The following is a 17,706-nucleotide window of genomic DNA, read 5'->3' as shown; positions in this document are numbered from 1 at the left end:
GAGACCGATCATGACCACACTCAACACCAGCATCACCGATTTCGCGGCGCAGGCCGTGCGCGACGCCGCCATCGCCTTTGCCGGATTGCGCGATACCCACACCATCTCGCCCAGCGGCACCGTCAATTTCGTCGAGCGCGTGCCCGGTGAAGCCGCCGTCGTCTCGATCGGCTATCCGGGCCCGTTCGCGCCCGATGCCGAACTCAAGCCGACGATCTACACGCTGGAAGGCGATGTGCTGCAAGGTCCACCCAACGCCAATCTCGGCGGCGGCCGCTATCTGCCGATCTTTCGCGCGCATGACGACATCACCACCGTCAGCCATGTCCATACGCCCTATCTCGGCGCCTGGTCGCAAAGCCATCGTGCGCTGCCGATCCGCTACGTCCCCGTCCAGCGCTGGACGCGTGCCCGCGAGTTGCCGATCTATATCGACCGCCGCCAGGGTGAAGCCAATTTCATCCTCGAGATCCTCGCGGAGAATCCTCAGGTGCCCGCTATCCTCGAAGCCAATGGCGGCTCCACCGCCTGGGGCCGCAAGGGCCTGCTCGCGCTCGCCAACTATATCGTGCTGCTGGAAGAAGGCGCGCGGCTCCAGGCGCTCGCCGAGACTCTGGGCGGTTCGCAGGATTACGGCCCGGGCGTGCTGGAACAGCAATGGAAGATGTCCGGCCTGATCCGCGAGACCGACCGGTTCGAGGACGCGATTGCGGCCGAGTGAAGATGTGGGCGCGGGAGGACCATCGCCTTCCCGCGCCCAATCAGGGATCAGCAGGTCGGCAGTGGAATGCCGAGCGGACCCCGGCATTTCTTCTTGCGTCCGCCATCACCTGCAGGCGCCTCGCTCGAGCGGCGATTGCCGCCCATCCCGCCCCCCATCCCTTCCATATCGGCGCCGACCATCAGCATCGTGTAGGAACGGAACCGCACCTTAGCTGTCCAGTCGATATTCCACACCGCATTGCCGGCGGGCTTGGGCGGATAGGAGAAGTGCGCTTCCGGCCCAAAGGCGTTCAAATAACCGATCATCATCTCGCCCGACGCCTTCTTCACCTCCGCCGGGATCTGGCAGCTCGTCTGCGATGGCGGCATCACGATCTTCTTCGCGATCAGGTTCGAAACCACCGAAGGCGGCAGCCAGTCCCACAGCCCGCCGCCGAACTCGCGCGCGGCGCTGCTCGTCCACCAGACCATGTCGCCGCCCCTGTCGTTGCGATCCATGCCGCCCATCGTCCAGGCGACATAGCCGGTGGCGGGCTGGACCGAATTCCAGCGAACCATCACCGACCCGTCGGACTGTTCGGTGGTCTGGGCATTGACGCCGGGCATATAATCCTGCGCGAGCGTGAAATTGATGTCCGATCCCACATTGCTGGCGATGCGGTGTCCGCCCGCCAGCGACGAGCCGGATGTGGGCTGCTTGCTCGACTTGCCATTGGGCCATTCCATATAGGACCGGCTGTTCGCGGCGGTGATCTCGCGGATGATCGGCACCGCGCTGCTGAACAGTCCCGGCGGCATCTGGCCCGCCGCGACCTTGGCGAAATCGATCACCGCCGGCTGGCCCGGCCCCGCCTTCGCGCCGCATCCCCAATAGAGCAGCAGCCTGCCCTTGGGCCGTTCGAAGCCCTCGGGCTCGGTTCCAGGTTTGCGCACGGGACTGACCAGCGGCACCGATTTGCCCAATCTCGCCTGAGGCAGGAAGAAATGGTCGCCCTGCGGCGGCGGCGCGGTGGGCGCCTGGTTCGATCCCAGCCGCAGGTTGAGCTGATAGGCGACCTTGCCGTCCGGTCCGCCGCCCAGCATCATGCTGAGCGCGCCGCCCATGCCGCCGCCCCCACCCGCCATCGCGGCAAAGCCCGACATGGTCGCCACGTCCATCTCGTAGCGCTCCTTCGGGCCGGTGGTCTTCTGCGCCGATCCCGGCACGGTGGCGATCGTCGCGGCGATGGCGGCGATGGAAACGAAACGCAGGCTCGAACGCATGAAACCCTCCCGTTCACGGCATGGTTTCCCGCTAGCGCATTGGCGGAATCGCGTCTTGGGCTCAGGATCAGGGTTTTGCGCTAGATCGATGTTCCGGCGAATTTATGAACCGTCGGAGATTCCTGCTGCAATTTCTCGGCAATGGCGCATAACATCGCGAATCTGAAGGCGGCGTGGGGGCGCTTCTGCTGTTCAGGGAGTCGCCGGGCGATGCGATTTTCGAGTGAAGACATTCCGCCCGAAATGCGCGCGCAAGCGATCGAAAGCGCATTCGGCGCACATGTGCAGGGCATGGTGGATTTTCCGGGCGACGAGCCGGTGCGCGTGGATATGGGGCTGCGCGGGCTCGCCAGCGTACACATCGCCCGGATCGATGCCTCGCCGCTGCGGCTGATCACGCCATCGGATGATAACGGCCTGCTCTATCTCAGCATCACCGCGGCGGGTGGCGGACTGATCGACGCGCGGGGCGAAGGCCGCACGGTCAAGGCGGGTGACGTCAATGTGATGCGCCGCGATCGGCAATGCACCACGGTCGTCGCCGAACACAGCACCATACTGAGCATCGCCATGCCCCGTACGACGCTGGTGCCCCGGCTGGGCAGCATCGACAATCTCTACGCCCCGCAGGTGCATTCGCTGCCTGCCGCGCGCCTGCTCGAAAACTATGCGCAGGCACTGCTCGACGACGGTACCGATCTGAGCCTGGAGGAGCAGTCGGTCTTCGCCGGCCATCTCGTCGATCTCGCCATCCTGACCCTCGGCGCCAAGCGCGACGACGCGGAAAGCGCCAGCAAGGGCGGCGTGCGCGCCGCGCGGCGACGCGCGGTGAAGGCTGACATCGCCGCGCATCTCGACATGCCCGAACTCTCGGTGGAATGGATGGCGAAGCGCCACGCGGTCAGCCCCGCCACGATCCGCGCGCTCTTCTACGACGAGGGCACCAGCTTCACCGATTATGTGCTGGGCGAACGGCTCGATCATGTCCGCGCGCTGCTGACGTCTCCCTATCTCGCCCACCACACCATCGCGACATTGGCGCTGATGGCGGGCTTCAACGACATCACCTGGTTCAACCACGCGTTCCGCCGTCGCTTCGGCATGACGCCCAAGGATCTGCGCGCCGCGCAAACGCATTGAACCATCGCCGGCGCGCGCGGCAAGAGCGCTGGCATGTCCTTCCGAAAGAGCGTAATATCCCCAACAGCGGTTCCGGCGCGCAAACCGCCGCCGGCATGCATGTTTCGGCAGCCTGACTGAGCACAGCCGAGGACTGCCTTGTCGGGAGACTCACTATGGTCGCCGCCTCTTCGCTCGCAGTACCAACATCCGACGTAACCGTGCGCCATATCGGCGTGGCGGATCTTCACTGGTCGCTCCGCCAGGGCCTGAACGATTTCCTGGCGCTTCGCGGCGATATTCTCTTCGCCGGTGTAATCTATCCGGTGCTGGCGCTGCTCGCCGCCGCCTTCGCGCTCAACGCGGACATGATCCCGCTGATCTTTCCGATGGCCGCCGCATTCTCGCTGCTCGGCCCGATGATCGCGATCGGCTTCTACGAGCTTGCGAAACGGCGCGAGGAAGGGCTCGATATCGGCTGGAGCCATTTCCTCGATCCGCTGCGCGGCCCGGCGCGATGGCAGATATTGGCACTCGCGGCGATGCTGACGCTGATCGCGATCGCCTGGATGTTCGTCGCGCGCGCCATCTACGACGCGACGCTCGGCACGCTCGCGCCCGCCGGCCCGGTCGCCTTCGTTTCCGACTTGTTCGGCACGGACGAAGGCTGGCGCCTGATCGTCTTCGGCAACCTTGCCGGCCTGTGCTTCGCGATCGTCACGCTCGCGATCTCGCTCGTCTCCTTCCCGATGCTCGTCGATCGCCGGAACCATGCCAGCGACGCCGTCGAAACCTCGTTGCGCGCCACGCTGCGCAATCCGCTGATGGTCGCGCGCTGGGGGCTCTATGTCGCGGTTATCCTGGCGATCGCCTGTGTCCCGCTGTTCCTGGGGCTGGCGGTGGCCTTGCCGGTGCTGGGCTATGCGAGCTGGCACCTCTATTCGCGAATCGTCGAGCGGTAACAATCACAGAGTCCGCTGTCAGAGTCTGTTTGGAAATGTGCGGAAGAGCACATTTCCAGGGCTGGTGCGGCAATGCGCCAAAGGCGCATTTTCCAAACAGACACTCACTCCGGCGCCAGCGCGGCGTGGAGGATGTAGCGGCGGCCATTGGGGCGATCGAGCCGGGCATAACGGTCGAACAACTCGAACAATTCGCGCGACAATGCGCGAACGTCGTCGGGCGCCAGCGTGCAGCGATGCCAGAGGTCGGTCGCGCCGCGCGGCCCCTCCCCGTCGGAGACGATCCGCATCCGGGGGCCGCGATCATGATCGTAGAGCACGCCGCTATAGGATCCGGCGAAACTGCGTTCGAGCGCGGCCTGAAGATGCGCCGTCCGGTCGTGGCGCGGCAGCGGCCCCGTCAATCGCGCCGGCACGAAAAAGCTCTTCGCGGTCGCGCGATAGTGGCGGACCGCCCGTCCCGCGCGCGGCGTCTCACGCTCGATCCGCGCCAGCCCGAGCGTGACCAGCCGCCCCAGATGATAGCTGAGCAGGCTCAACCCCGTGCTCGTGAGCGCGGCAAGTTCCGCCGGGGGTCGGGCGCGGTCGATCAGCGCCAACAGGATCAGCCGCGATCGTTCGTTGGCGAAGACGCGCGCCGCCGCCTCGCTCGTGATTTCTGTCCGCTCGTCCATCGCGCTCTCCATATTCGCGAGGCTCATTCAATAACCCCTCTTTGAATTGAAGTAGAAGCCGGTCTGCTATGCCGCCTTCGAGCGGGAGGAATTATGCGCAGCACGATGATGGTCGGATGGGTTTGCATGGGTATGGCGTCAATCGCCTCGCCCGCGATGGCGGCGGCCGATACGCCGATGGCCGCCTGTGTCGCCGCGCGCGCGAACGCGGCGGATCTGAGCGGAGTCGCGCTGGTGCTGCGCCGGGGCGCCAGCACCGTGTTCGCGCGCGGCGAGGCCGGGGAAGCGGGCAGCACGCCGATCACGGCGGAGACACGTTTCAACATGGGTTCGATGACGAAGATGTTCACCGCCATCGCAATCGCGCAACTGATCGAGGCCGGAAAAGTGTCGCTCGACGACCCAGCCGGCAAATATGTCGACGGGCTCACCCCGGCCACAGCGGCGGTGACGGTGCGGCAGTTGCTCACCCATAGCGGCGGGCTCGGCTCGATCTTCCGCCCCGATGCGGAAGCGGTGCTCGCCGGCGCCCGCAAGACGCGCGACTACAAGCCGATCATCGCCACCGAGACGCCGGCCTTCGCGCCGGGCACGCGCCATCAATATTCCAATTCGGGCTTCGTGCTGCTCGGCCTGCTGGTGGAGGCGGCGAGCGGCCAGGATTATGCCGACTATCTCGACGCGCATATCCTGCGGCCGGCCGGAATGACGGCAACCGGCCTCACGCTCGGCGAAGCCGCCACGCGGGCGCTGCCGATGACACGGGGCATGGGCTGGCGCCGCATGCCGCCGCCCGGCCCCAATGGCACCAGTCCGGCCGGTCCGGCCCGCCAGCCAGGCCAGGATGGTCAGGGGCCGCGAAAGATGCCCCCGCCACCGGCCGACGGCCCGCTGCGGCCCGCGCCGTCCATGGGCAGCTACGCATCGCCGGCGGGCGGTGCCTATGCCACCGTCACGGATATGGCCCGGTTCTTCCGGGCGCTGCTGGCCGGCAAGCTGGTCCGCGCGGATACGCTGCGCAGTTTCACCGGCCCGCAGATCGTGGCTGCACCGGCACAGGGAGACCGGCCGGCGATGCATTACGGCTTCGGGTTCGGCACCGGCAGCGTCGATGGCCATCGCTGGTTCGGCCATAATGGCGGCGCGCCCGGCGTGAATGCGGAGGGTGGCGCATTCCCGGACGACGACACGATCATCGTGGTGATGAGCAATCGCGATCCCCCCGCCGCCGGCCGGCTCTATGGCGATCTGCGCCGCATCGTACTCGACGATGCCCGGCTGGCAAGCTGCACCTGAGCCCCCCAGGAAGCCCGAACGGACGCCGGCAAACCGCGCCCCCCGTCGCGCGCGCCTGTGCCGTGTCTTCGTGCCCTGGAATCGAAACGGTAGCGTTTCGTTAACACACTGAAAATCATTGCCGCATAGGATGATGGACTGCGAGGAAGTGAGGGAACGGGCGTTGCCGCGGCGGACGGACGATCTGCGACAGACGATCTATGTCGAACTGGTTCACAGCCTGTTCGCGACGATCGTGCCGACACTCATCATGTCGGTTGCCTTCACGCTTTCCGCCGCGCTGATCCACATCCGTCTGCAAGATCCGTTGCTCATGGCGCTTGGCCTGGCCGGGATTGTCGCCAGCATCACACGCGTGGCCGTCGTCCTCAAATGCCGGCGCGATGCCGCGCGGTACCAGGATCGGGCACATGCGCGAATGATGGAGCGCTGGTTCGGTGCCAGCTATCTGGCTTTCGCGCTTTGCCTGGGAGCATTTGGCGCGCGCGTGTTCATGCTCGCTTCGGTGGAAGCGCATATGCTGACCATCTGCCTGCTCGTCGGCTATTGCGCGGGCGTGGCGGCAGTGGTCGGGCTGAGGCCGCTGATCGCGGTGCCCGCGATGGCGGTGGCGATCCTGCCGGCCATCACCGTCGCCGCATTCAACCCCGATGTGCTTTACTGGGTGTTGAGCGGCACGGCAGCATCGCTTCTGGCTGGGGGATCGTACAGCGTGCTCGTGCGCCATCGCGCCACCCAAGCGGAGATCGGCAAAAGGATCAGCTTCGCATCGCTGGCGCGTCATGACGGGCTGACCGAACTGCCCAACCGGCTGGCGCTGCGCGAGTGGTTCGACGCTCATGTCGGGCACGGTCCGCGCGAACGCGCGGTGGCGGTGCATTATATCGATCTCGATGGATTCAAGCCGGTCAATGACCGCTACGGCCACCCCGTCGGCGATGCGCTGCTGCGCGCCGTGGCCGGGCGACTGACGCACTGCCTGCGCGCCGGCGACATCGCCGCGCGGCTGGGCGGCGACGAATTCGCGATCATCCAGCGCGATCTGGGGCATGTCGACGAGGCGCAGTTGCTATCGCATCGGCTGGCCAGTGCGGTGAAGCAGCCCTTCCGCATCGGCGAGCACGATATCCGCATCTCCGCCTGTATCGGCACGGTCACGTCGACTAGCCGGACCGACGATCTCGAACGGCTGCTCGCCGAAGCCGATGAGGCGCTCTACACCGCCAAGCGTGGCGGGCACATCGTCACCCGCCGGTCTCAGAACAGCATCGCGGCGTAGGAAGGCCCCTTATTTCGATTTCCGCTTGCCGGCTGCGTTGAGCGCGATGGCAGCCCGGATCAATGCCGTGAACGCCGCCGCGTCGATCGCCTCGCCTTCGCGGAAATCGATCGCACGCCGTACATTGCCGTCCAGGCTGGAGTTGAACAGACCCGTTGGATCATCGAGCGCCGCCCCCTTGGCGAAGGTCACCTTCACCACGCTTTTGTAGGTTTCGCCGGTGCAGACCATCCCGTCCTTGTACCAGACGGGTATGCCGCGCCATTTCCAGTCCTCGACCATGTCGGGATCGGCCTGGAGGATCAGCGCACGAATGCGCGCCAGCATCTCGCCGCGCCAGTCGCCCAGATCCGCAATGCGTGCGTCGATCAGTTCGGACGGCGATTTTCCATCCCCGGTTTCTGTTCCGGCCATCATGACATCCTTCTTGTTGCGATTGCTTCAGACCATCCAGCCGGGCAGCGCAGCGGCCTGGCGGATCCAGTCGGCGAGTTGGTTCTCATCCGGTTCCTCACCCTCGAGAATGTGAAAATAGCGCGTATTCTCGTCCTTCGAGGTGACGGGCGGAACGGGATCGAGCGAAGCGCCGCGGAAAAAGGCGAGCTTGATATATTTGTTGAAGCAATGGACGCCCAGGAACCAGCCTTGTCCTTCGACACCGTAAAGCGGCGAATTCCACTTCACCGCCTTCCGCACGCCGGGCACCGTCCGTTCGATCAGCGCATCAAGCCGGCGTCCGGCCTCGCTTTTCCAGCCCGGCATGGCAGCGATATAGGCCTGCACGGGCGCATCACCATCGCCCTTGGCGATCTGCGGATTGCCGCCGGACAGCAGCGCCGGTTCATTGCCCGGCTTTGCCTCGACCCTGGGTGACTTGCCCGCCATCGGCTAGCTCCGCCTGCGGCCCATATAGGGCAACGCGAACAGATAGAGGCCCGTCAGCAGCAGGGGGATGAGCGGAAACAACGCGAGCAGCCCGATCCAGGTAGCGGACTGGCCCCATATCATCGCGGCGATATTCGCGATGACCGAGAGCGTGAAGGCGATCGAGAGCCAGCGGTGAAACTGGCGGATAGTCGGGTCCAAGGCAACCTCCCAGGCAGATGTGATGATTTCAATCGATCCGCGCCAGCACCTGTTCCAGCGCGTTCAGGAAGCGCGGCCAGCCGGCACGGGCGCCATGATAATAATTCGGCTGATCGGGCCGGAAGCCGGTCTGCTCCATGCGCAAGCGCGTGCCGCCGGCAATCGGCAGCAAGGTCCAGGTGACGATGCTCTTCAGGTCGTGATCGCCCCAACTATAGGACAGGGTCGTGCCCGGCTCGATCGCCAGCACTTCGCACGAGACCGATCCCCAATCGGCGCTGAAACCGAAGCGATGGCCGATGACCGGCGCGAAATCGGTCTTCATCAGCCATTCCGCGATCAGATGCGGCTGGGTGAGCGCGCGCCAGATCCGCTCGGGCGGATGGGCGATATCGCGCTCGACAAGGACCGATCGGGTTTGGGTGGCTGTATCGTTCATTGATCCATCCTCGTCAGCAGATCTTCCAGTTCGTCGAACCGGCTCTCCCAGAATCCCGTCATCCGGCCGGTCCAGTCGGCCAGCGGGGCAAGGGCTGCGCGTTCCGCATGATAATGCGTCTGCCGGCCCGACTGGCGGTCGCGCACCAGGCCGGCGAGCTTGAGTATGCCGAGATGTTTGGAGACGGCCGGCTGCGAAACGCCCGCCTGAGCGGTGAGCGCGCCGACGGTCTGTTCACCGTCCCGGCACAACCGCTCGAAGATCGCGCGCCGCGTCGGATCGGCGAGCGCCCTGAAGAGCATGTCATGACCGTGTTGCATCTCAACTCATAACTTGGTGGCTATGGGTTCGAACCGATAACCGATCGGTTATCAGTAGGTCAATCTCGAAACATATAGCCTGGCAAAACGGCATATTTGGCGATTTTTCCTTGAAAACCGGCAAATTCGCCACTGGCTGCGATCATCCGCCCCAAGCTAGACGGCTTTTATGAGAACGGGATTTGCAGGGTTGGGCCTGATGGGCCTGCCGATGGCCGGCAGGCTGTGCGCTGCCGGCTTCGACATGATGGTCTATAACCGCTCGCCCGGCCCCGCCGAGGCATTGCGCGCGCTGGGCGCCAAAGTCGCCGATACCGCCGGCGCGCTGTTCGCGGGTTGCGACACCGTCATCCTGATGCTGGCGAATGACGGGGCGGTCGATGCGGTGCTCGACCGCGACGGCCCCGACTTCGGCGATCGCATGCAGGGCCGGTTGATCATCAACATGGGCACCCATGCCCCGATATTCTCACACAGGCTGGAGCAGGACATCCGCGCGGTCGGCGGATCCTTTGTCGAGGCCCCCGTGTCCGGATCCCGCCTGCCCGCCGAAGCCGGCGAACTGGTGGCGATGCTTGCGGGCGAAGCCGGTGCGATCGAACGCGCACATCCGCTGCTTGCGCCGATATGCCGGGACATCGTCGCCATCGGCGCGGTGCCTTCCGCCCTGTCGATGAAGCTGGCGGTCAACCTCTATCTGATCGCCTCGGTCGCGGCGCTCGCCGAAGCGGCGAGCCTTGCGCGCGCACTCGATCTCGCACCCGAGGATTTCCAGCAGGTCATCGCGTCGGGGCCGCTCGCCAGCAACGTCGCGCTGTCCAAGCTCGACAAGATGACGAGGCGGGATTTCGCGCCCCAGGCCGCGATCCACGACGTGTGCAAGAATGCGGCGCTGGTCGCCGAGGCTGCGGCCGGAACGAAGGGCGCCTATCCCCTGATCACGCAAAGCCGGCGCCTGTTCGAAACCGTGCGCGCCGCCGGTGGCGGCAGGCTCGACATGGCGGCCGTCATTTCCGCCTTCGAAACCGGATCGGGGCAGCGGGCATGACCGGCCAGCCGCGCAGATCCGCCTGGATCGCGACCGAGGCGCCAGCGCGAACCGGCTCCAACTATCCGCCCGAATTCGCGACGCGCGTGGCGGGGCGGAGCAAACGGCCATTGGGCGACCTGTTCGGGCTCACAAATCTTGGCGTGAACCTGGTCACGCTCGCACCGGGCAGCCAGTCGTCCGCCAGGCATCGCCACTGCGTGCAGGACGAATTCATCTATCTGCTGTGGGGCGAGCTGATATTGGTCGATGACAGCGGCGAGGTGGCGCTTGTCGCCGGCATGTGCGCGGGTTTCCCGCATGGTGGCACGGCACATCACCTGATCAACCGATCGGATGCGCCCGCCGTCTATCTCGAGATCGGCGATCGCCTGCCGGGCGACAGCGCGGACTTTCCCGACGACGACCTGGTGGCACGCCACACGCCGGATGGCTGGCGCTATCTGCACAAGAGCGGCGAACCCTATCCTTGAATGGGCCATGCGACGGGAGTGGCGGAACCGCAAGGAAGCGAGGATGATGAGACATGCTGCCCACCACCATCCTCGCGCTTGACGGCGCGCTCGCCACCAGCGTCGCGATCACCATCGACGTGCTCGCCATGGCCAACCGCATCTGCCGCAGGGTCGGCCGCCCCGACGCGTTCGACGTGCGGCTGGTCGGATCGGGCGCGCATCTGTTCCGGCCATTCCTCGCCTTTCCCGAAGCGCAGCATGATTGCCCGTCGCTGTTCATCGTGCCGGCGCAGGGCCTCTCCAAGGCGGAATCCTATGCCGCGCGGCTCGCCGAGCCCGATGCGGAGGCGGCGCGCACGCTGATCCGGGCGGCGGCGACGGGCGGCGCACAGATCGCCAGTTCGTGCACCGGCACCTTGCTGCTCGCGAGTGCCGGACTTCTCGATGGCCGACGCGCGACGACGGCGTGGTGGCTCGCGCCGATCTTCGGTGAATTGTTCCCGGCGGTGGCGCTCGATACCGCAGAACTGGTGCTGAGCGATGGAGCGATCACCACGGCGGGCGCCGCCATGGCGCAGATGGACCTGATGGTCGGTCTGGTCGCCCGCCATGCCGGCGCCGAGATCGCCGAAGGCTGCACGCGGACGATGATCCTCGACGAACGGCGCTCGCAAATACCCTATATGGCGATCGGCTTGCTCGCCGCCTCGAACGAAAGCATCGCCCGCGCCGCCACCTGGGCGCGCGCGCGGCTGGGGGACGGGATCGGGGTGAACGATATCGCGGTCGCGATCGGCCAGTCCCCGCGCACCTTCTCGCGGCGCGTGCTCGCCGCGACCGGCCTCTCCCCGATCCGTTTCCTCCAGCAATTGCGCGTCGAACAGGCGATCGAACTGATCGAGACGACGCCGCTCCCCTTCGAGGAGATCGCCTTTCGCGTCGGCTATTCCGATCCCTCCACGCTGCGCGACCTGATCCGCCGCGGCGCTGGCCTGGGGCCGCGCGAACTGAGAGCCCGGGCACGATCGGCTGAGGCGCGCACCCTGCCCCCACCCCCCGGCGTCGCCCTGCCGGCATGAAGCAAGGATCATGATGGCCCCCGCAGATGCAAAGGCCTTCGCACAGGACTGGATCGAAGCCTTCAACGCCCATGATCTGGAGCGTATCCTTCGCCATTATGCGCCCGATGTGGAACTGGTCTCTCCCATCTACCGCAGCTTCACCGACCGTCGCGCCGATACGGTGTACGGGATCGCGGCGCTGCGCGACTATTTCGGTGCCGCGCTCAGGCGCTATCCCCAGCTTCGCTTCACCCTGCTGGACGTCGCCACCGGCGTCTACAGCCTGTGCATCCGTTATCACACCAATCTGGGCGACCGGATCGCGATCGAATGCCTGGAACATGGCATCGACGGCGGGATCGTGCGCGCGACCTGTCATTATGCCGAAGGATAGCCGACCGGTTTCCCAAAGCATCGTGCGAAAAAGCTTGCCCTCGCGAAAGCGGGGGCGGGAACCGGTTTTCCGCAAAAAACGATGCGATCACAAATATCCAGAGCGGGCCGGGCGATTCATGTTTCGCGCAGCCCGCTCTAGCCGCAGCCCTGTTCCTTCGCAGGCGCGAAGCTGGCGTTCCACCAGTCGCTCCAGCGCGCGCGCAACGCCTCGAACGCGTCATCGTCCAGGCCGTAAACGGTCAGGATCACCATGCCGCGCCCATCCGGTGCCTCGCTCGTCTTCGATTTGTCGGTGACGATCAGCAACCCATTCCCCCATTGCGGAACGGTGACGCCGAACTGCCAGGGCGAGCGATGCCAGACGATGCCGTCGATATGGTCGCCCGTCGCCAGCGTCACCGAAACCGGCGCGCCCGGCGGTGTATCGAGCAGATGCGCCAATCCCAGCGCCGCGCTGGGCACCGCGCCCGAACCGCTGAGATAGATGGTCCGGCGCGGGCCCATATCATGGCTTTCGGCGGCAAGGCGGAGTTGCTGGACGAAGCTGATCCAGCCTTCGTTCATATCCTCATAGACATCGTCCCAGCTCTCGCCGTCGGGCACGCCGCGCACGACCCGCAGCACTGTCGCCCCGCCCTGGTCGATCAGTTCGAAACGATCCTCCGTTCCTTCGAAACTCAGGATCCTGGCCGCCTCGTCGCGTCGGCCATATCTGTAGAAGATGAAGTCGATCTCTTCCTTCAGCGACTCCGCTTCCCAGCCGAACCAGTTGTAGATCTTGTCGGGATCGCCGATCGCATCCCAGACCTGATCGACGGGCGCCGCAATCGTCACTTCCACCAGAACCCGGTCAGCCATCGCGTCCTCCTCAGTTCACAGCCTTGCGTTCATTGTTTCCGGAAAGTGTGCCCACCGTAGGATGGCCCGTGGCGGTCAAGCGGAATTGCCGGCGATCGCCGGTCGCCGGATAGTCCTGTGCAAGATCGCCCAATATCCGCGTCAGCCGTGCGGTGAACGCGTCGAGTTCCACGGGCGAGGCGAAGCCGATATCCGCCTCCATGGTGAAGGTGATCAGGCGGCGCCCTTCGCGTTCCGCCTCGCCGCGCATCCGCCCGACTTCATGCACCATGCGCGCCGCAGTGCGCACCAGATGCTCGGCCGAATGCCGATCCTGCTTGTCGCGCCGGTCGCGATCGATCGACGGAAAACCCAGCAGCATCGGATCGATCATCATCGCGCCGGGCCGGACCGCATAGAGTTTCTCGACAAAGCCGCGCCGCTGCCGCTGCCCCGCTTCGACGATCAATCCGGCCTGCTCGAGCACTTTCAGATGATGCCGTACGCGCTGGCGCGGAATGCCGAGCGCGTCTCCCAGGCCGGCGGCGGACGCAGGTTCGGCGAGATGCTCGAGTAACCGCCGCCGCAGCGGCGACAGGGCCGCACGCGCCGCCATCGGATCGCCGACCAGATTGAGCGAGTCCCCTTCGGTCATGGCCGGATGCTATAATTGACAATATTTATTGTCAATTCACGCGCCGCGCGGTCTGGGCAATTCCGCCGCGTGCTCGACTTTCCCGCGCGCGCCTGCCATCCATCGCCGCGATGCGTGAAAAGGAACTCAGGCTGGCGCTGGTCTGCTACGGCGGCATTTCCCTCGCGGTCTATATGCACGGTATCACCAAGGAGATCTGGAAGCTGGCGCGCGCCAGCCGCAATTTCCTGGAAGGAAAACCCGCCGAAACCGGCAGCCAGGGCGTCTATCATCGCCTGCTGGACTTGATCGAAACCGAGGCGGGCGTGCGCATGCGCGTGTTCGCCGATATCGTCGCGGGCGCATCCGCCGGCGGCATCAACGGCATTTTCCTGGCGCAGGCGATCTCCACCGGCCAGTCGCTCGAACCGCTCACCAATCTATGGCTCGAATGTGCCGACGTCGAGCGACTGCTCGATCCCGACGCGCGACCGCTCAGCCGCCTTACCAAATTCTGGGCGACGCCGATCGCCTGGATGGCGGCGAACAAGCCGGGCGGCACCGTCGATCAGACAGTGGATCCAGAAACACGCGACGAGGTAAAATCCAAACTTTCCAGCTTCGTGCGCGCCCGCTGGTTCGCGCCGCCCTTTGGCGGCCCCGGCTTCACCAACCTGCTGATCGACGCGCTCGACGCGATGGCCGCATCCGAGCGTGGTCCGCGCCTGCTGCCCGACAATCAGCCGCTCGACCTGTTCGTGACCGTCACCGATTTCCACGGCCATCCCGAGCGGCTGCGCCTGAACAGTCCGCCCGAAGTGGTCGAAACCGAGCACCGGCTGGTAATCGGCTTTTCCGATCGCGATCGCGATGCGCGCGGCATCGGCCATGCCGCCGAACTCGCCTTCGCGGCGCGCGCGACGGCGAGCTTTCCGGGCGCCTTCCCGCCCTTCACCGTCGGCGAACTCGATGGCGTTCTGGTATCGCGCAAACGCGGATGGCCGGGCCGGGCCGCGTTCCTCAAACGCGCCCTGCCGCGCCAAAGCGCCGCCGAGATGATCGACCGCACCGTGCTGATCGACGGATCGGTGCTTGCCAACGCACCGTTCAAGCCCGCGATCGACGCGCTGAGGAACCGGCCAGCGCGGCGTGAGGTGGACCGTCGTTTCGTCTATATCGATCCCAAGCCCGGCATTCGCAGCATCGGCCTGCCCAAGGGCGAGGAAGACGCCCTGCCCGGATTTTTCGGCACGATCTTCGGCGCGCTGTCGAACCTGCCGCGTACCCAGCCGATCCGCGACAATCTGGAGCAGATCGAGCGACGTTCCAGCCGCATTCGGCGGATGCGCGCCGTGGTCGAAGCGCTGCGCCCCGAAGTCGAGGATTCGATCGAATCGCTGTTCGGCATCACTCTCTTTCTCGATCGACCGACGTCCGCCCGCCTGCGCGCATGGCGTGCCAAGGCCCAGGATCGCGCCGCCAAATCCGCGGGCCACGCCTATCCGGCCTATGGCCACCTGAAGCTCTCGAGCGTGGCGGATGAAGCCGTATCCATGCTGTTCGCCTTGTCGGGCCAGCATGGCAGCATCTCGCGCGGCGCCCTGTCCGATGCGATCTGGCGCGCGCTACAGGCCGGTGGGCTCGATCGCGTGGGCGGCCGCAGCGGCGCCACGCCCGCCGCGATCGACTTCTTCCGATCGCACGATCTGGGGTTCCGCGTTCGCCGGCTGCGGCTGCTCGCACGACGGCTGACCGCACTCGCGGACGCCGAAACCGCGCCCGCCGCGGCGATCGACGGCATGCGCGACGCGATCTACCACTGCCTGGCGCTCTATCTCGACCGCGAGATGGACGATTTCTATTCGGCCGCCATGCGGGAAGCCGCCGCAAATGCGGTCGAAGCGCCGCAGGAAGCACTCGATGCGCTCGCCGCCGCGCGCAATCTTCGCGCGATCGACGACATGACCGACGAACGGATCGCGGAAGCGCTGGCGGAGCTGCCCAAGGATCAGCGCCGGCCGATGCTCCTCGCCTATCTCGGCTTCCCCTATTACGACATATCGACGCTGCCTCTGCTTCAGGGCGAGGGGCTCGACGAGTTCGAACCGGTCAAGGTGGATCGAATCTCTCCCGACGATGCGGTCGCGATCCGCGAGGGCGGCGCGGAAGCCACGCTGAAAGGCATCCAGTTCAACAGTTTCGGCGCCTTTTTCAGCCGGGCTTATCGCGAGAACGATTATCTCTGGGGCCGGCTGCATGGCGCGGACCGTTTGATCGACATCCTGTTGTCTAGCCTTCCCGCCGGCCGCACGCTGCAGCCCGGTGAGGCCGCGTCGCTGAAACGCTCCGCCTTTCTCGCCATACTCGACGAAGAGGAATCGCGGCTCACGGCGGTGCCCGAATTGTTCCGAACTTTGCGCGCCGAGATTCCTCCTGCTTGAGTCAGGAGGGGCATCCGGCCTAGTGTCCAAGGCCCATCACCAGCGGAATCATCGGCATGCAATTTCTGAAGACGATCTTCTGGGTGATTCTGGCCGTGGTCGCCGTCGTCTTTTCGCTTGGCAACTGGATACCGGTGACCCTGAAACTCTGGGGTGACGTGGAGGTCGACGCGAAACTGCCCGTTCTGATGATCGGCGCCTTCCTCGTCGGGCTTGTGCCGATGCTGGTCGTCCATCGGGCGACGCGATGGCGATTGCGAAAGCGGCTGGAAAGTACGGAACGTGCGCTGAACGAGGCGCGCGGCATCAACACCGCGCCTGTCCCGGAAACCCGCGAATCGATCCCGCCGGCGTCGATCCCCACCGCCGTGCCGCCGGGGGTCGCATGAGCAGTCCGATCTACGTCGCGCTCGACACGCCCGACATCGAACGCGCCAAGGCCATTGCGACCCGCGTCCGCAACCATGTCGGCGGCATCAAGCTAGGCCTGGAATTCTTCTCCGCAAATGGCCGCGCCGGCGTCCGCGAGATGGCGACGCTCGGCCTGCCGATCTTCCTCGACCTGAAATTCCACGACATTCCCAACACCGTCGCCAAGGCGGTTCAGGCGCTCCGTCCGCTCGAGCCCGCAATCATCACGATCCACGCTTCGGGCGGACGCGCGATGATGGAAGATGCCAAGGCGGCGGCACCTTTGGGCACCAAGGTGGTCGCGGTGACGGTGCTGACGAGCCTCGACGAGAATGACCTCACATCGATCGGCCTCTCCGGCGATCCGCACGAACAGGTGATGCGCCTGACCGAGCTGGCGCGCGATGCCGGTCTCGACGGCGTCGTATGTTCAGGCAACGAGGTGACCGCTGCCCGGAAACTCTGGCCCGGCGGCTTCTTCGTGGTGCCCGGCGTCCGGCCGGCCGGCGGTCCGATCGGCGACCAGAAGCGCGTGATGACGCCCCGCGCCGCGCTCGACGCGGGCGCATCGGTGCTCGTGGTCGGTCGCCCGATCACACAGGCCGACGATCCCGACATGGCCGCGCGCGAGATCGAAGCCACGCTCTGATACCGCGGCACGGGGATGCCGACGCATCCGCACCTTGGATCGCTCAAGCGCCGCGCGGACTTGCGGCGGTGCCGCGCGGTGGTAAGGGCGCGCGATGACCGTCACCGCATTTGCCATCCGGGCTGCAACACCCGCCGATCTCGAAACGCTGCATCCAGTGATCGAACGCGCCTATCGTGGCGGCGGAGAGCGGCCCGGCTGGACGCATGAGGCCGAGTTGCTCGAGGGCCAGCGCACCGACATCACCACGCTGCGCGCAATTCTCGATATGCCCGATACGCAATTGCTCGTCGCGGAAGACAATGGAGCAATCGCCGGCTGCGTGCAGATTACCGATCGTGGCGACGAGCGCTGCTATCTCGGCCTGTTGTGCGTCGATCCCCGATTGCAGGCGACCGGGCTCGGCCGGCGTCTGCTCGCCGAGGCGGAGGAGCGAGCCCAGGCCCGGTTCGGCAGCCTTGTCGTGGAAATGACGGTGATCGAGGCACGCGCCGAACTGATCGCTTATTATGAGCGGCGCGGCTATCGCGCGACCGGCGAGCGGCGCGACTTTCCGATATCGCTGACGCCGCCCTTGTTCATGACCGTGCTCGAAAAGCCGCTGCGCTGAGGA

The 17,706-nt window shown here is 65.7% G+C and carries 22 protein-coding genes; 13 read left to right on the top strand and 9 right to left on the bottom strand.

What is annotated here, in order from left to right:
* Positions 1-10 precede the first annotated feature (10 nt).
* Entirely contained in the window at positions 11-721 is a 711-nt protein-coding gene (locus tag K7G82_RS02800; RefSeq protein ID WP_246623183.1) for a class II aldolase/adducin family protein, read from the top strand.
* Positions 722-768: 47 nt separating this feature from the next.
* On the opposite strand, the gene K7G82_RS02795 is transcribed toward K7G82_RS02800, so the two are convergent.
* Positions 769-1,986, bottom strand: coding sequence for a hypothetical protein (locus tag K7G82_RS02795; RefSeq protein ID WP_222988280.1), 1,218 nt, complete (start codon positions 1,984-1,986; stop codon positions 769-771).
* Positions 1,987-2,196: 210 nt separating this feature from the next.
* Between K7G82_RS02795 and K7G82_RS02790 the strand changes: the two genes are divergently transcribed.
* Entirely contained in the window at positions 2,197-3,126 is a 930-nt protein-coding gene (locus tag K7G82_RS02790) for an AraC family transcriptional regulator (protein WP_222988279.1), read from the top strand.
* Positions 3,127-3,281: 155 nt separating this feature from the next.
* Positions 3,282-4,067, top strand: coding sequence for a DUF2189 domain-containing protein (locus K7G82_RS02785; protein WP_222988278.1), 786 nt, complete (start codon positions 3,282-3,284; stop codon positions 4,065-4,067).
* A 104-nt stretch (positions 4,068-4,171) separates the two neighbouring features.
* On the opposite strand, the gene K7G82_RS02780 is transcribed toward K7G82_RS02785, so the two are convergent.
* Positions 4,172-4,768: a winged helix-turn-helix domain-containing protein gene (locus tag K7G82_RS02780; protein WP_222988277.1), complete on the bottom strand. Its 597-nt coding sequence runs from the start codon at positions 4,766-4,768 to the stop codon at positions 4,172-4,174.
* Positions 4,769-4,867: 99 nt separating this feature from the next.
* Here K7G82_RS02780 and K7G82_RS02775 point away from each other — a divergent pair, with 99 nt between their 5' ends.
* Positions 4,868-6,037, top strand: coding sequence for a serine hydrolase domain-containing protein (locus K7G82_RS02775; protein ID WP_222988276.1), 1,170 nt, complete (start codon positions 4,868-4,870; stop codon positions 6,035-6,037).
* A 163-nt stretch (positions 6,038-6,200) separates the two neighbouring features.
* Positions 6,201-7,316, top strand: a complete 1,116-nt coding sequence (locus K7G82_RS02770; RefSeq protein ID WP_246623182.1) for a GGDEF domain-containing protein — start codon at positions 6,201-6,203, stop codon at positions 7,314-7,316.
* 9 nt (positions 7,317-7,325) lie between these two features.
* On the opposite strand, the gene K7G82_RS02765 is transcribed toward K7G82_RS02770, so the two are convergent.
* From K7G82_RS02765 to K7G82_RS02745, 5 genes are read right to left on the bottom strand one after another with little or no spacing between them, the layout of a single operon-like run.
* Positions 7,326-7,730 carry a DUF1801 domain-containing protein gene (locus K7G82_RS02765; RefSeq protein ID WP_222988275.1) on the bottom strand — a complete coding sequence of 135 codons (405 nt, stop codon included), beginning with the start codon at positions 7,728-7,730 and terminating at the stop codon, positions 7,326-7,328.
* A gap of 27 nt (positions 7,731-7,757) precedes the next feature.
* Complete coding sequence (locus K7G82_RS02760) at positions 7,758-8,201, bottom strand: DUF1801 domain-containing protein (RefSeq protein ID WP_222988274.1); 444 nt, start codon at positions 8,199-8,201, stop codon at positions 7,758-7,760.
* A 3-nt stretch (positions 8,202-8,204) separates the two neighbouring features.
* On the bottom strand, positions 8,205-8,402 hold the full coding sequence (locus K7G82_RS02755) for a hypothetical protein (protein ID WP_222988273.1): 198 nt from the start codon (positions 8,400-8,402) through the stop codon (positions 8,205-8,207).
* A gap of 28 nt (positions 8,403-8,430) precedes the next feature.
* Complete coding sequence (locus K7G82_RS02750; protein ID WP_222988272.1) at positions 8,431-8,841, bottom strand: SRPBCC family protein; 411 nt, start codon at positions 8,839-8,841, stop codon at positions 8,431-8,433.
* Positions 8,838-9,161 carry an ArsR/SmtB family transcription factor gene (locus K7G82_RS02745; RefSeq protein WP_222988271.1) on the bottom strand — a complete coding sequence of 108 codons (324 nt, stop codon included), beginning with the start codon at positions 9,159-9,161 and terminating at the stop codon, positions 8,838-8,840. The genes K7G82_RS02750 and K7G82_RS02745 overlap by 4 nt, the downstream gene beginning before the upstream one ends.
* A 169-nt stretch (positions 9,162-9,330) precedes the next feature.
* Between K7G82_RS02745 and K7G82_RS02740 the strand changes: the two genes are divergently transcribed.
* The 4 genes from K7G82_RS02740 to K7G82_RS02725 are packed head-to-tail and all read left to right on the top strand — an operon-like array spanning position 9,331 to position 12,119.
* A complete protein-coding gene (locus K7G82_RS02740; protein WP_281422956.1) occupies positions 9,331-10,209 on the top strand; it encodes an NAD(P)-dependent oxidoreductase in 879 nt (292 codons plus the stop codon).
* On the top strand, positions 10,206-10,682 hold the full coding sequence (locus tag K7G82_RS02735) for a cupin domain-containing protein (protein ID WP_222988269.1): 477 nt from the start codon (positions 10,206-10,208) through the stop codon (positions 10,680-10,682). Before K7G82_RS02740 ends, K7G82_RS02735 begins: the two co-directional genes overlap by 4 nt.
* Positions 10,683-10,735: 53 nt before the next feature.
* Positions 10,736-11,743 carry a GlxA family transcriptional regulator gene (locus K7G82_RS02730; protein ID WP_222988268.1) on the top strand — a complete coding sequence of 336 codons (1,008 nt, stop codon included), beginning with the start codon at positions 10,736-10,738 and terminating at the stop codon, positions 11,741-11,743.
* Positions 11,744-11,756: 13 nt separating this feature from the next.
* Complete coding sequence (locus K7G82_RS02725; protein ID WP_222988267.1) at positions 11,757-12,119, top strand: nuclear transport factor 2 family protein; 363 nt, start codon at positions 11,757-11,759, stop codon at positions 12,117-12,119.
* Positions 12,120-12,256: 137 nt separating this feature from the next.
* Here K7G82_RS02725 and K7G82_RS02720 read toward each other — a convergent pair whose 3' ends face one another.
* Positions 12,257-12,979 (bottom strand): SRPBCC family protein, encoded by a 723-nt coding sequence (locus K7G82_RS02720; RefSeq protein ID WP_222988266.1) that lies wholly within the window; start codon positions 12,977-12,979, stop codon positions 12,257-12,259.
* 10 nt (positions 12,980-12,989) lie between these two features.
* Entirely contained in the window at positions 12,990-13,613 is a 624-nt protein-coding gene (locus K7G82_RS02715; protein WP_222988265.1) for an ArsR/SmtB family transcription factor, read from the bottom strand.
* Positions 13,614-13,723: 110 nt separating this feature from the next.
* Here K7G82_RS02715 and K7G82_RS02710 point away from each other — a divergent pair, with 110 nt between their 5' ends.
* The 4 genes from K7G82_RS02710 (at position 13,724) to K7G82_RS02695 (ending at position 17,703) form a co-directional block, all read left to right on the top strand.
* A complete protein-coding gene (locus tag K7G82_RS02710) occupies positions 13,724-16,033 on the top strand; it encodes a patatin-like protein (protein WP_222988264.1) in 2,310 nt (769 codons plus the stop codon).
* A gap of 56 nt (positions 16,034-16,089) precedes the next feature.
* Positions 16,090-16,422 (top strand): LapA family protein, encoded by a 333-nt coding sequence (locus K7G82_RS02705; RefSeq protein ID WP_222988263.1) that lies wholly within the window; start codon positions 16,090-16,092, stop codon positions 16,420-16,422.
* Positions 16,419-17,093 carry an orotidine-5'-phosphate decarboxylase gene (gene pyrF, locus K7G82_RS02700; protein WP_222988262.1) on the top strand — a complete coding sequence of 225 codons (675 nt, stop codon included), beginning with the start codon at positions 16,419-16,421 and terminating at the stop codon, positions 17,091-17,093. Before K7G82_RS02705 ends, pyrF begins: the two co-directional genes overlap by 4 nt.
* A 94-nt stretch (positions 17,094-17,187) precedes the next feature.
* Entirely contained in the window at positions 17,188-17,703 is a 516-nt protein-coding gene (locus K7G82_RS02695) for a GNAT family N-acetyltransferase (protein ID WP_222988261.1), read from the top strand.
* Positions 17,704-17,706 lie beyond the last annotated feature (3 nt).

The sequence above is a fragment of the Sphingomonas colocasiae genome, from assembly GCF_019880585.1.
Taxonomy (GTDB): Bacteria; Pseudomonadota; Alphaproteobacteria; order Sphingomonadales; family Sphingomonadaceae; genus Sphingobium_A; species Sphingobium_A colocasiae.
This window is presented reverse-complemented; position numbering and strand designations above follow the sequence as displayed.